Origin of the sequence: Hassallia byssoidea VB512170, assembly GCF_000817785.2 — a bacterium.
Classification (GTDB): domain Bacteria; phylum Cyanobacteriota; class Cyanobacteriia; order Cyanobacteriales; family Nostocaceae; genus Hassallia; species Hassallia carrinoi.
Map to the genome: position 1 here is coordinate 1 of NZ_JTCM02000147.1, position 13,477 is coordinate 13,477.

Sequence of the window (13,477 nt, forward strand, 5' to 3'; positions counted from 1 at the left end):
CTGGGTAACAAATCCCCAACTTTCTCAATATCGCTTTTTACATTTTGCTACCCACGGCTTTGCTGACCCGAATAACCCAGAATTATCAGGAATCGTTTTATCTCTTGTAGACAAACAAGGTAAACCCGCTAATAAAGGTTATTTACGACTAGGTGATATTTTTAATCTTAATTTTGCTGCCGATTTAATCGTACTTAGTGCTTGTGAAACCGGTTTAGGTAAAGATGTCAATGGTGAAGGATTAGTAGGCTTGACAAGAGGATTAATGTATGCTGGTGCAGAACGTGTTGCTGTGTCTCTTTGGCAAGTTGATGATGCGGGGACGGCAGAATTGATGCAAGAATTTTACACAGAAATGTTGAAGCAGGGCAAGTCGCCTACAGTTGCTTTGCGTGCTGCACAACTGAAGTTATGGGAAAATTCAAGTTTGCAAAACCCTTATTATTGGTCTGCTTTCACTTTACAAGGTGAGTGGCGTTGAGGTGCATTTTTTGGAGAACTAAACGCCCTCAGGCTAGAAGCCTGGGGCTAAACAAACAAAGCCCACCTTCGTGGGCTGAAATTCTTAATTTTTCATAGTCCGCGTAGGCGGACTTGGTTCGGTTAGCCGCACCCTTCTAGGGTGACGGCGATATGGTACAAGTTAGTACGATCGCCTACTCCATTAGCTTACTCAACGTCTCCACCAATACTTGATTTTGCTCATCTGTACCAACTGTAATCCGTAATTTATCATTCACTCCCGGCTGGGGGAAATAACGTACCAAAATTCCCCTTGATTTCAAGCTTTGATAAAGATATTCCGCATTTTTTTCTTTCGGCTGTACCAGCAAAAAGTTAGCTTGAGAATCCCATACCTGAAAATTTAACTGTTTCAAGTCTGCTGCTAACTTTGTGCGCGATCGCTTAACTTTTTCTGCACAAGCATTTTTATAAGCTTGATCGCTCATTGCCGCTGCCCCAATTGTACAGGCGATCGCATCAATATTATAGCTATCCTTCACTTTATACAATCCACTCAGCAACTGCGGATTTGCGATCGCAAACCCCAACCGCAATCCTGCTAGCGAGTATCCCTTAGAAAGTGTGCGAATAGCGATGACATTCTCAAATTCTGCAACCAAAGAGAGTGCATTTTCCTCAGCAAAATCTACATAAGCTTCATCAATCACCAAAACCCCAGATAAATTACTTGCTAATTTCCGCAGTTCATCAGTTGAAACCATATGTCCGGAAGGACTGTTAGGTGAAGCAATAAATGTTACAGAACCATTAGCGCCAATCAATTCTGCCAAAGGTAAGCGGTAGTCTTCAGTGTAGGGAATTTCGACAATTTCCGCTGATTGCATCTGCGTCAGCGTACTATATAATACGTAAGTAGGCGTAGGATAAACTACTTTGCGTCCTGGTTCTGCACAAGCGCGAATCACCAAGTTTAACACTTCATCACTGCCATTTCCGACAATAATCCAATCAGCAGGAACTTTCAAAGCTTCACTTACTGCGCATCTAAACTCCTGTGCGAAAGGATTTGGATAGCGTCGCAACCATTCCGCATCAAAGTTACGCAGCACCTCCAACACTGCCGGTGAGGGAGGATAAGGGTTTTCGTTGCTGTTGAGTTTGATGATTTGGCTATTAGGTTGAGGCTGTTCACCAGGAACATAGCCAGCCATTGCATCAATATTCGCACGGAAGTATTCGTTCATTAGACTTCTTACAGAAGTAGGGGAAAGGGAAAAGGGGAAAGGGGAAAGGGGAAAACATGCATCCCTTACCATCCTTGTTCAGTTGGTCGAATGAGGATTTCGTTGACGTTAACACGCTGCGGTTGGGTGACTGCGTAAACGATCGCCGCAGCAACGTCTTCGCTTTGTAATGGTGCGATAGAGTTGCGTCTTTCTATGGTACGCTGTTTAGCGATCGCATCAGTTATATGAGTGTCTATTTCTGTGTCTACCATCCCAGGTTCAACGATGGTAACGCGGATATTGTCTTTGTATACTTCTTGCCGCAACGCTTCGGAAAAACCGTTGATACCCCATTTTGTCAAATTATAAACACCGATGCCCGCCCGCGCTGTTCTACCCGCCACTGAGGAGATGTTAACGATATGCCCCGCTTTTTGCGCTTTAAATATTGGTAGAGTAGCATGAGTCACATAAAGCACTCCCAAAAGGTTAATGTCTATCATCCGTCGCCAATCTAAGGTATCCGCACCATCAATATCACCAGCTAATGCCAAGCCTGCATTATTTATCAGTATATCTACGCGACCATAGTGAGCATGTACCTTTTGCACCAAATTTATCGCTTGAGTTTCGTCAGTCAAATCGGCAACAATTGGCAAAGCCTCGCCACCACTAGCTTCAATGCGTTGTGCCAATTTATCTAAGAGTTCTCCACGCCTTGCGGCGATCGCCACTTTTGCCTTTTCTGCGAAGAGTGCGATCGCTGTTGCTTCACCAATCCCTGATGAAGCTCCGGTGATAATTGCTACTTTATTATCTAATTTACCTGCCATAAATACCTCCTTCCCCATTCCCCATTACCTTTTTAAAACTAAAAGCTGGAAATCTTGTGACTATGAAGAATGCGAAATTTTGCACTTTTTTTGACATTATCACGATACGTTGACATATTTTTCATAAATTACTTAATTTGTGAGATTTTCCTGACTTAAATAAAGAAAGAAAATCGTAATGTTAAGTAACAGTTAATTTAAGAATCAATATTAAATATCAATGCATTAAAGCTATACTTATGACTGATGAAAAAATATGTCAATATAGCTTAAGTTAAATCTGGTTAAAAGGAGTATAAGTAAAAATGGTTTTCACAACATGCAAATACGCTGTGGGTATATTCTCAATTCGTCAAGATGTCGAAGCTGCCCTTGGTGAACTGAAAAACGCAGGTTTTTCTTTAGAGAAAGTATCCCTGTTGACTAATGCCTGGATTAAAAGCGCAATGGGTGAAGAAGACAGCATCAGTAGTGCTTTAGCAAAAAGGGGTATCCCTGAAGAAAGAGCCAAATTTTATAAATCTCAATTGTTTCAAGGTAATTTTTTACTTGTATTAGAAAATGTCAAAGATGAAATAGACGATGCGAAAGCGATTCTTCAGCAACGGGGTATTCAAGAGTGGGGTGTTTATCATAAAAAAGTTAGATCCGGATGGGGAAACAAAGGTAATAAAGTAAGTGTCTAACAAAAAAATTTTAAGTAGTTACAATTAAAAACCATACCAATGGTATAGTTAAAGATATGCCATTGGATAGATGCGGTAAATAATGAATTCACTAAAGTATTAAAAAGACGGGTTAGTGAAGCATTTTTAGATGAGTTGAAAATAAATTTAAGAAGCGATATCGCGCTTTGAGTTAGTTAGAGTTTGTTCGCTTCTATTTGAGCAACCCGGAACCAGAGCAAGAGGTGAATTGTGTTTATCGATTACATCACGCTAATGCTGATCAACATGGTAGCCGGGTTGTTTTTACTGGCTTACTATCTGTATGAGGGGATAGATAACCCTCGTCAAAAGCAGTGGATTCCCGGTTTTGGGATTGTGGGTGCGATCGCTCTTGTGACTGGTTTGCACATGATCTTGACTTGGCCCATAATTAGTAGCTTTAATATTGCTTTTGGGGAAACTACCGTTTTATTTGGTGCGTTGTTCATGGCGACGGCGATCGCACTTTCTCAAGGATGGGAGTTACTGACAATAGCGATTTATGCTTTTTTCGTTGGTTTAGTGGCGATCGTCATCGGTTCACGCATTATCAGCTTGGGGCTAACAAAACAACCACTGATATCAGGCATCGGCTTTATTTTAACAGGGTTGGGCGGCATCTGTGCCGCGCCAACACTCTATTGGAAAAATCGAACTTGGCGATTAATTGGTGTAGCTGTGCTGATATTAGCCGGTTTGATTTGGGGATTTATTGGCTATAACGCTTATTGGATTCATCTAGAAGGTTTCCAGAAATGGGTTCCTACACCAATGCGTTAATTGAATAACTATCGCAGGGTAGGGGTGTTTCTGATTAATTTGTGGCTTAATTGATCTAGCAGAAGCCTTACGGAGAAAACCCGATGAAAGCCGAACAACTTCTGGCAAAATATGCCGCAGGTGAAAGAGATTTTACAGAAGTAAATCTGAGTGAAGCTTCTTTGCAAGGAGTGGATCTTAGTGGGGCAATTTTAGATAGAGCCATACTTGATGGTGCGAATTTGAGTCAGGCTAATTTGCGCTCTTGCAGTTTAACTCAAGCAGACTTGAATGGGGCAAATTTAACGAATGCCGATTTAAGTGAAGCTAACTTGAGTGGAGCAATTTTGGATGGTGCAATTTTAGAGGGAGCAATTTTTAACAGCGCTAACCTTAGTCAATCTGAATTGACTGTAGCCAAGATGATTGAGGCAAATTTAAGCGATGCAGATTTGAGCGAGGCAAATCTGAGCGCGGCAAATCTCGATCAAGCTGATTTGACAGGAGCTGATTTAGCTGTTGCAGATTTGAGTCAAGCAAATTTGAGTCAAGCCGATTTGAACCAAGCAAACTTGAATGGGGCAAACTTGGAAGGAGCAAATCTGGAAGGAACTATCTTGGATGAAAATCAAAAGTGATGTTTGATATTCAGTAGTATTACCGTGGCGTTCAGGTAAATATGCATTCTTATCAAGTGGGAATTGTCACGTTGATATACAGCTATTTCCGCCTTGCTGAATATTAATATAAAATTCCTAATTTATCGAGCGAGACGTTTTGACGGAACGTCTCTACTTTGCGTTTGAAAGCCAATACGGTTCGGTTAAAAATTATTAGTAGAAATCCCACACCCCCGTACAGACCTTATATCATGTCCATTTTCAGATGTATAGACCACAGTAGAGATGCCTATGCGCGGAACGTCTCTACTGTAGTCTATTTATGTAAAAACTGCTGTAATAGCCCATAATAAAATATTTTTCCAGTCAGGACTTCAGTCTTTATCTCATCTTTACGAGGTTATTGATATAGGAATGAGCGCAAAACTAAAATCTTGTGGGGAACCCTTCATGAATTGCCCCTATGTAAATTCAAGGTTTTAACGACTATTTGCGTAAGTCCTATCGTGGTAAATAATTTTAATCCGATCCAAAGCGTATGTGAAGGGCTTACATATTTGCTTCAAACACTTGTCAAAATTTTGACCGTTAGCTATATTGAATCGGTGTAATAATTTTGACTTTTAAGGAGAAATACTGTGGAAGCCGTAACAAAAGTAATCTTAGCTATTATGATGCTTTTCGGTGGTGGTCATCATGGACACAACAAACACCAAAACAAAGCGCCGGACAAGCAACCAGAGACTGTAAGTCAAACTGAGGCAACTAAAAATAACCAAAGAGCATCCGTAGCTGTACCGGAACCTCCAAATGCCGGAATAATATTCGCTGGCGCGGGAATAACCGTGATACTACTGAGAAAGTGCCAAAAGCAGAAAATGAGGAATTGGTAATTGGGCATGGGGCATGGGGCATTGGTAATTGGGCATGGGGCATGGGGCATTGGGAATTGGGCATGGGGCATTGGGCATTGGTAATTGGGCATTGGTAATTGGTAATTGTCTCCCTTGTCTCCCTTGTCTCCCTTGTCTCCCTGCAAGAAAGCCCCCTGCCCCCTGCCCCATTCCCCATTCCCCATTCCCAACTTTGGCTTTTGTAGCGAAAAATTAAGGAATGTTGCATTTCACGCTTTTGCGTCAGCCAAAGAGACAAAAGAGCCAAAAGTACGTGGTAGTATGCTTTCGGTAAATGTCAAGATTGGGAGAAGACCTTTGACACTACGGGTTGCTGTTGTTGGGTCAGGTCCAGCTGGTTCTTGTGCCGCCGAAACTTTGGCGAAAGCTGGAATTGAAACTTACCTATTTGAGCGCAAGCTAGACAATGCCAAGCCTTGCGGCGGTGCAATTCCCCTGTGCATGGTGAGTGAGTTTGATTTGCCTCCGGAGATTATCGATCGCCGAGTGCGGAAAATGAAGATGATTTCGCCCTCCAACCGTGAGGTTGATATCAATCTGGTAAATGAAGATGAATATATAGGAATGTGCCGGCGGGAAGTGCTGGATGGCTTCTTGCGCGATCGCGCGGCAAAACTCGGCGCAAATTTAATTAATGCCACTGTTCATAAACTCGATTTTCCCACAAACAATACAGACCCGTATACTATCCATTACGTTGACCATACCGAAAGCGGCGCACAGGGTATTGCCAAAACCCTGAAAGTCGATTTAATTATTGGTGCAGATGGAGCAAATTCCCGCATTGCCAAAGAGATGGATGCCGGGGATTATAATTATGCGATCGCTTTCCAAGAGCGCATTCGTCTACCTCAAGACAAAATGGCATATTACAACGACCTCGCCGAAATGTACGTTGGCGATGACGTTTCTACCGATTTTTACGCCTGGGTTTTCCCCAAATACGACCACGTAGCTGTCGGTACCGGCACAATGCAGGTTCACAAAGCCAGCATCAAACAGTTACAAGCTGGTATCCGCGCTCGCGCTGCCCGAAAACTCGCCGGCGGTGAAATTATCAAAGTCGAAGCACACCCGATTCCCGAACATCCCCGTCCCCGTCGCGTTGTCGGTCGCATCGCTTTAATAGGTGATGCTGCTGGTTACGTTACCAAGTCCTCTGGTGAAGGCATTTACTTTGCCGCTAAATCCGGGCGGATGTGTGCGGAAACGATTGTAGAAATGTCTAACGGCGGTGTTCGTATTCCCACGGAAGCAGACCTTAAGATTTACTTGAAGCGTTGGGATAAAAAATACGGACTCACCTACAAAGTGTTGGACATCCTGCAAAATGTCTTTTATCGTTCCGATGCTACCCGCGAAGCATTTGTAGAAATGTGCGGTGACATGGACGTGCAGCGCCTAACTTTTGATAGCTATCTGTATAAAACGGTTGTTCCGGCAAACCCGATCGTTCAACTGAAAATTACCGCAAAGACTATTGCTAGTCTACTTCGCGGTAACGCCCTCGCGCCTTAAGGGGAGAGGGGGAGACAAGGGAGAGGGGGGAGACAAGGAAGAGGGGGGAGACAAGGGAGAGGGGGAGACAAGGGAGAGGGGGGGAGACAAGGGAGACGAGGAGACAAACTCAAGAAAGCAAGAAAGCCCCCTGTCAAGAAAGTCCCCTTGTCTCCCTTGTCCCCCCTGTCCCCCTTGTCCCCCCTGTCCCCCTTGTCTCCCTTGTCTCCCTTGTCTCCCTTGTCCCCCCTGTCCCCCTTGTCCCCCCTGCCCCCCTGCCAAGAAAGCCCCTATTCGATGTGTATTTTTCTCTGAGGGATAAGTAATCGCCACTAGAAATCCCCAATTTTTTGTTATAATAAAAACACAGGGTTAAATACGTAGAGACTATATGAGTATGCTTGCTAACAAGCAAGATACTTGTATGAAGTGATTATTTTGTGAAAAACTGAGCAGTCTACGGATTAATATTTTCAGTAGTTCTTCATCAGACCAGTCTACTTGTGCATCTACAAATCAATTTAGACTAATACACGCATCAAACTACTGAAAATTTCCAGCCAAGAGTATCAAAAGCTGTTTAGAAAATAAACTGCTTTGAGAAGAAATTACGAATTGAATATAAAGAGTTCATGAAAATGATAAGAATAGGTTGGCATCTGTTCGGTATATTTACTACTGTGGACGGGTCGCCTACTTGAGACGAACTCCTGGATAGGAGTTGTAGCCTAACTATGAAACTAAGTTCAGTTTTTGTTACTAGTTTGTCTGTTGCTGTTACTGCTTTAACAGCGCTTGGTTTCTCCAGTCAAGCTCAAGCTCTAACTTTTTCAGGTGAATCGAGTGGTGTGTGGGGAAAACCTACTCCAGGGGGTATGAATACTAATCCCATCTATTCGGGTGTGGGAACTAATTCATTTAGCTGGGGAGATCCTGATGACTTTGGCACGGGTCAAAATCAACTTACCTTTAGTGGAGATTCATTTTCTAGTGAAATGGGATCTTTATTTAAGATAGGTGATTTAACCTACTTTAATGGATCTGTCACCCCAAATACAAGCGTTGATTTTGTACCTTTAAATCTCCATGTATCATTCGGCGATCGCGTTAATGTTAGTGAAGTTTTTAACTTCGACTTTCATCTAAAAAATACACCCAACGATTCACCAAATCCTGCGGATAACGCAGATTTTGTTTATGTGGGTAAAAACTTTGGCAATCGCAATTTTACCTTTGCTGACAAGAAATATACACTGGAGCTAACTGGCTTCAGAGAAAAGGGAAGCACTACTGATGTCAGCGAGTTTCGAGTCCTTGAAGGAAAAGGAACCACAGCAGCTATTTTTGCTAAAATCACTGAGGTTCCACCAGATTCAAAAACGATTCCCGAACCTGGGACTGTTGCTGGTTTGTCCCTCTTAAGCATCTACCTGATTTCCCGCCGGAAATCCGCGAATGGCTAAATTTTTGGGAAAATTAAATACACAAAGCAAGATTGGCACTCTCTGAATTTTTTCACTCAAAGAGTGCCAATTTGTGTCTTAAACTGACTTAACTGAGAGGTATTTTACTCGACTAGTGAAGTGGAAGCACTCTCAGCGGATGGAGGAACACTGGGTAACTCAAGGCAGTATCCCGCACCATATACGGTCTTGATGTAGCGCGGATGGCGGGGGTCTGGTTCTAGCTTGGTTCTCAGATGGCGGATATGCACTCGAATCGTTTCAATGTCATCATCTGGATCGTAGCCCCAGACTTCCCGAAGGATTTCGCTAGGAGAAACTGTCTGTCCGTGACGTTGCAATAAACAGTGAAGTAACTCAAATTCCAAGTGAGTCAGTTTCACAGTGTCATGGAACCATATCGCCTCAAATCTTTCCGGAACGAGGGTCAACGATCCATAATTGAGAATTTCGCTGTGCTTGGCAGCTTGGGGGATGCGGTCAGTACGGCGCAATAATGCTCGTACTCGCGCCAGCATTTCTTCAACTTCAAACGGCTTGGTGAGGTAGTCATCCGCGCCGGCATTGAAGCCTTCTACTTTATCTTGAGTCTGGCTTAAAGCCGTCAACATCAACACGGGAATTTCAGAGGTGCGATCGTCCCGTCGCAGGCGTTGGCAAACGGTAAATCCATCTACTCTGGGCAACATCAGATCGAGCATGATTAAGTCTGGTTGCAGCTGGAGAGCCAGCGCCTGACCTTTGATGCCGTCTTCAGCTTGGCTGACATCGTAGCCAGCCATTTCCAAGTTGACGGCTACAAGTTCGGAAATCGCTGGGTCATCGTCTATGACAAGAATCCTCGGCATTCGTAAAAATTTACTACTACTAGTTAAGGATAATTAAGAATCTTTGGGAGATACAAAGATTGCTTTAATGATTATAAAAAAGATTTTAAATCTAAAATAAACATTAAGACTAAAGTACATTAAAATCTATATATTATGTGTTACGCTGCCTACAATCCGCCTCGATTTTTGCGAAACGGTGTCCAAATGACTATATATGCCGCTTTGTGGGGCAAACGTTATTGGGATACTACTCAACATCCTGAGCCACCTTATGAAGAAAAAATATTTACAGGTGGGCAAGGTGTACCAATTTATGGCTTGGTTGCCATACCAAAAAACGCTCATAGCACGATTGTCGGTACTTACGGCATTACAGGCGAGTTAGAAAAAGAATGGATTTTGAGAGTGCTGGGACGCAAAGCATACGCTCAAGGATACGCTGTAGTGTTGTTTGATTGGCGGGCACACGGCAAAACCGCAGAATTATCGCCGACTTTGACCAGCGATGGTTTGTATGAGGGGGAAGATTTTGTTCGCATAGCGGCAGCTGCTAAGGCTATGGGATGCCCTGGAAAGTTTTGGTTTACAGGATATTCTTTAGGAGGACAACTGGCGTTATGGGCGCTCAAAGCCGCTGTAGAATTGACGAGAGGAAATAACAATTTAGGGATAACAGAAAGTGAGATTGGCGGTGGTGCGGTAATTTGTCCGAGTTTGGATTCTTTGCGATCGCTTACTTATTTAGTTAGACAACCCTTTGGTAAATATTTTGAAGCTGGTATCGCCCGTAACTTGAAACTCCTCGCATGGCGAATCCACGATCTGCATCCGGGAACCCTAGACCCCGCAGCGATTAAACGCGCTAACACCATTTGGGGTTTTGATGAAGAACTGGTAATTCCGCGATTGGGTTTTCCCACCGTTGAAGCTTATTACAAAGCAAGCAGCGCTTTACAACTGCTGCCAAAACTGGAAAAACCAACTTTGATTATATACGCCCAGGATGACCCATTTTTTCACCCAGCGATCGTCCCAGAATTAGAAGCCGCTTGTGAAGAAAATCCGATGATAGATTTGTTACTTACTGCTCACGGCGGTCATATAGGCTATTTGAGCAGCAAAGAAGGACAGCGGCAAGCAAAAGACCCCGACCCCTGGTGGGCTTGGAATCGGATTTTAGAATGGCTGGAACAGAGGAGTGGGAGAGGGGGAGAGGGGGGGACAAGGAGAGGGGGGGACAAGGAGATGGGGGGGATGAGGAGATGAGGGAGATGAGGGAGATGAGGGAGATGAGGAGGACAAGGAGGGCAAGGAGGACAACTATCCAAATTCCACGCTCCAACTAACAACTATCCAAATTCCACGCTCCAACTAACAACTATCCACTAACAACTAACAACCAACTCTTGACAAGTGACTTTTGACCAATGGCTAGAAGCACCGACAGATTTAAGTTTGTCGGCGGATGATGTTCATGTGTGGCGAGTTGAGCTCTCGCTGTCGCGATCGCAATTGCAAGAATTGGCAGAAACTTTATCCAGTGATGAACTTTGTCGAGCGGAGCGGTTTTATTTTGAACAGCATCGGCAGCATTTCATCGCTGGTCGTGGTATGCTGCGAACTATACTAGGTCGCTATTTGGGTGTTGAGCCGCAAACGCTGCGATTTGATTATGAAGCTCGTGGCAAACCGATTTTAGCTGATAAATTTGCTACTAGTGGGCTGTCGTTTAACTTGTCTCATTCGCAGGGGTTGGCGTTGTATGGAGTTTGTAGGCGACCGATTGGTGTAGATTTAGAATGTATACGTGAAAATACTGATGCTGAAGCTCTAGCAAAACGGTTTTTTACAGAAAGAGAATATGAGGTAGTGCGATCGCTTCCTCCCAACCAACAGCAACAAGTCTTTTTTCGTTACTGGACTTGCAAAGAAGCTTATTTAAAAGCAACTGGCGCCGGATTATCTCAATTAGAACAAGTAGAGATTTTGCTCACACCAACACAGCCAGCCAGTTTACAATCTGAAGAATGGAGTTTAACAGAACTAATACCTGCTAATAATTATCTTGCTGCTGTTGCTGTTGCTGGGCAAAACTTGCATTTGCAATGTTGGCAATATTGAATTAGACATTTGTATTGAATCACCTGTAGCGACCTGCAAGACTAATTGCCTCAACCTACTCCTACCGACATTTTAAACGCCAGGATTATTGGTAACTTAATGACCTGACAGCAAAATATCCGTAGCGTTGCGTTGCGTCTACCAATTTTCATCTATGGACGTGGTGGAAGCCAGTTTATTCCCTTCCTCATTAAGGATGCCAATCAAACAGGTGTCGCTCGGTACATTGAACCGGGAAACTTCAAATACTCAGTTATTCATGTCGATGATGCAGCAGAACTTTATATCCAAGCTTTGCAAAATGGAAAAGCGGGTTCTATTTATCATGCTGTTTCTGAGTCAGGAATTACCAGCAAAGCTATAACCGAGGCAGTTGCACGAATGCTTGGATGTAAAGTTGGCTCTATGTCAAAAGAAGAAGCCATTCAAGCTTGGGGAATAGCGGTAGCTACTTTCTTTTCACTCAACAACCAAATTTCGTGTTCAAAAGCTGAAAAAGAGCTTGGCTGGAAACCATTTGTAAAGACTACTATGCTTGAAGACATTGAGCATGGTTCCTATAAAACGGTCTTTTAAGAAGCTAGATTTAACCAAAGCCTCTATTTGCAACTTTCGCTAAATGAGTAGCATATTGTTTGCAAGTAGTTTCTTGCTTATCAGTGATATTAAAAGCTTCTTTTTCAATGAAGAGAAGGCTTTACGCTGCAATTAAAAATTCGCCCTTGGATGTGTTGTGTACGCAGGAAACCTCCGCTTGTGACTTTCCGCAAAATTCAAAATAAAAAAAGAACCAAATAGTGCGAGCTTGCACTCTTCGTGAAGAGTGTTGACCACGCTCATAAAATTCAGGGGAGCGCAAGTATCCAGAATTAATTAAAAATTTTTTGATATGTATTTCTTGATGCGTGAATTTTGAATGCGTGAATTTTGAATTCAAAAAAGGTTAGTTGCGTAAGTTAGATTGCAAAGTAGGCTGGATAATTAGGGGAAAAAGCGTGAACAGCAATCGACCAAAAACTGAGATAATGCTGAAAGCTGTATAGCAAGAAATTATACATAAGGTACGAGAAGTTACTTTTAATGATTATTAAGTAACTACTCAACTGAAAATTCGGTATAATTCTTATTAAAATGTATAACCAACAAAGTTTTCAGCAAAATGGCTAACTATCAAAGCAGCAATATTATTTGGAGATGCCCCGAATGTAGCAGTAGTTTTCATTCTCAAATTTGAAGTTTTAAATAGCAATAAAAGATAAACGCGATCGACAATTAAAGATGTTTTGTAAGTTGAATATATCTGAAGTACTAGAAAAGTGAGTCAGTTGTGAACCAAAAAGAGTTAATTTCTAATTTTCAAAAAACTCAGCAGCAGATACAAACACTGCGAAGCTATATAATGGAGTCGCCAAGACAGCAACAGGCAATCGCTGCGTTGGAGGCTCTTACTGATTCTGTAGAGAATCTAGAAGCATTCCAAGAAGAAATGCAGACTAGTTTAGAAGTAATGAAAGACATTCAAGAAGAACTGCTGCAACAAAATGAAACGATAATAGCAGAATGTAAGATTTATCATGATTTGTTCAAATTTGCACCTAATGCGTATTTAGTTACAGATGCTCAAGGAATAGTTCTCAAAATAAACTATGCTGCTGCTGCATTGTTAAATGTGTTGCCCAGTTTATTAATTGGCAGATCATTAATAAATTTTGTATCTAAAGAAGAGCGTCTATTCTTTCTTACCAAACTAAAGCAGTCGTTAAATGTAAAGTCTGTGCAAGAAAGTGAAATCTCTATCTGTCCCCGTGACGGTCAAGCTTTTGATGCAATACTTTTGATGAAGGCTGGGCGAGAAACTTCTAGAGGATTGGATATATTACAAATATGTGTACATGATATTACTAAGTACAAGCAATTAGCAGCAAGTCAGCAGATACCTGCCTTAAGCGCACCTATGGAAAAACCCAATGGGCTGGATGGCTTACGCGTATTGTTTGTAGATGACGAAGCCGATACCCGTGAGTTGATTGCAGCAGTGCTAA

At 42.6% G+C, this 13,477-nt stretch carries 15 protein-coding genes; 10 read left to right on the forward strand and 5 right to left on the reverse strand.

Going from position 1 to position 13,477, the window contains the following annotated elements; translation table 11 throughout:
* A partial coding sequence (locus PI95_RS32055; RefSeq protein WP_163519383.1) for a CHAT domain-containing protein occupies window positions 1-481 on the forward strand: 481 nt, incomplete at its 5' end.
* 175 nt (window positions 482-656) lie between these two features.
* Here PI95_RS32055 and hisC read toward each other — a convergent pair.
* Window positions 657-1,709, reverse strand: a complete 1,053-nt coding sequence (gene hisC / locus PI95_RS32060; RefSeq protein WP_039752403.1) for a histidinol-phosphate transaminase — start codon at window positions 1,707-1,709, stop codon at window positions 657-659.
* Between the two features lie 65 nt (window positions 1,710-1,774).
* Window positions 1,775-2,542: an SDR family NAD(P)-dependent oxidoreductase gene (locus tag PI95_RS32065; RefSeq protein WP_236117284.1), complete on the reverse strand. Its 768-nt coding sequence runs from the start codon at window positions 2,540-2,542 to the stop codon at window positions 1,775-1,777.
* 287 nt (window positions 2,543-2,829) lie between these two features.
* Between PI95_RS32065 and PI95_RS32070 the strand changes: the two genes are divergently transcribed.
* The 3 genes from PI95_RS32070 to PI95_RS32080 all read left to right on the forward strand — a co-directional run bounded on the left by PI95_RS32070 (window position 2,830) and on the right by PI95_RS32080 (window position 4,628).
* Window positions 2,830-3,210: a hypothetical protein gene (locus PI95_RS32070; RefSeq protein WP_039752404.1), complete on the forward strand. Its 381-nt coding sequence runs from the start codon at window positions 2,830-2,832 to the stop codon at window positions 3,208-3,210.
* A 231-nt stretch (window positions 3,211-3,441) separates the two neighbouring features.
* Window positions 3,442-4,011, forward strand: a complete 570-nt coding sequence (locus PI95_RS32075) for a DUF981 family protein (protein WP_163519384.1) — start codon at window positions 3,442-3,444, stop codon at window positions 4,009-4,011.
* A gap of 83 nt (window positions 4,012-4,094) precedes the next feature.
* Window positions 4,095-4,628: a pentapeptide repeat-containing protein gene (locus tag PI95_RS32080; protein ID WP_039752406.1), complete on the forward strand. Its 534-nt coding sequence runs from the start codon at window positions 4,095-4,097 to the stop codon at window positions 4,626-4,628.
* A 733-nt stretch (window positions 4,629-5,361) separates the two neighbouring features.
* Here the strand turns inward: PI95_RS32080 and PI95_RS32085 are convergent.
* Entirely contained in the window at window positions 5,362-5,688 is a 327-nt protein-coding gene (locus PI95_RS32085) for a hypothetical protein (protein WP_163519385.1), read from the reverse strand.
* Window positions 5,689-5,785: 97 nt separating this feature from the next.
* Between PI95_RS32085 and chlP the strand changes: the two genes are divergently transcribed.
* Window positions 5,786-7,042 (forward strand): geranylgeranyl reductase, encoded by a 1,257-nt coding sequence (chlP, locus tag PI95_RS32090; protein WP_052325722.1) that lies wholly within the window; start codon window positions 5,786-5,788, stop codon window positions 7,040-7,042.
* Here chlP and PI95_RS32095 read toward each other — a convergent pair.
* Window positions 7,013-7,354 (reverse strand): hypothetical protein, encoded by a 342-nt coding sequence (locus PI95_RS32095; RefSeq protein WP_236117285.1) that lies wholly within the window; start codon window positions 7,352-7,354, stop codon window positions 7,013-7,015. The genes chlP and PI95_RS32095 overlap by 30 nt on opposite strands.
* Window positions 7,355-7,755: 401 nt before the next feature.
* Between PI95_RS32095 and PI95_RS32100 the strand changes: the two genes are divergently transcribed.
* Window positions 7,756-8,484, forward strand: a complete 729-nt coding sequence (locus PI95_RS32100) for a choice-of-anchor K domain-containing protein (protein WP_039752408.1) — start codon at window positions 7,756-7,758, stop codon at window positions 8,482-8,484.
* A 104-nt stretch (window positions 8,485-8,588) separates the two neighbouring features.
* Here the strand turns inward: PI95_RS32100 and rpaA are convergent, their stop codons facing one another.
* Window positions 8,589-9,332 (reverse strand): two component system response regulator RpaA, encoded by a 744-nt coding sequence (rpaA, locus tag PI95_RS32105; protein WP_039752409.1) that lies wholly within the window; start codon window positions 9,330-9,332, stop codon window positions 8,589-8,591.
* A 135-nt stretch (window positions 9,333-9,467) separates the two neighbouring features.
* On the opposite strand from rpaA, the gene PI95_RS32110 reads away from it, so the two are divergent.
* The 4 genes from PI95_RS32110 to PI95_RS32125 all read left to right on the forward strand — a co-directional run.
* Complete coding sequence (locus PI95_RS32110) at window positions 9,468-10,580, forward strand: YheT family hydrolase (RefSeq protein WP_039752410.1); 1,113 nt, start codon at window positions 9,468-9,470, stop codon at window positions 10,578-10,580.
* Window positions 10,581-10,727: 147 nt separating this feature from the next.
* Window positions 10,728-11,435, forward strand: a complete 708-nt coding sequence (gene hetI, locus PI95_RS32115; protein WP_039752411.1) for a 4'-phosphopantetheinyl transferase HetI — start codon at window positions 10,728-10,730, stop codon at window positions 11,433-11,435.
* Between the two features lie 132 nt (window positions 11,436-11,567).
* Complete coding sequence (locus tag PI95_RS32120) at window positions 11,568-12,011, forward strand: Rossmann-fold NAD(P)-binding domain-containing protein (RefSeq protein ID WP_052325723.1); 444 nt, start codon at window positions 11,568-11,570, stop codon at window positions 12,009-12,011.
* A gap of 751 nt (window positions 12,012-12,762) precedes the next feature.
* Window positions 12,763-13,477 (forward strand): PAS domain S-box protein (locus PI95_RS32125; protein ID WP_163519386.1); only part of this gene is annotated, 715 nt, incomplete at its 3' end.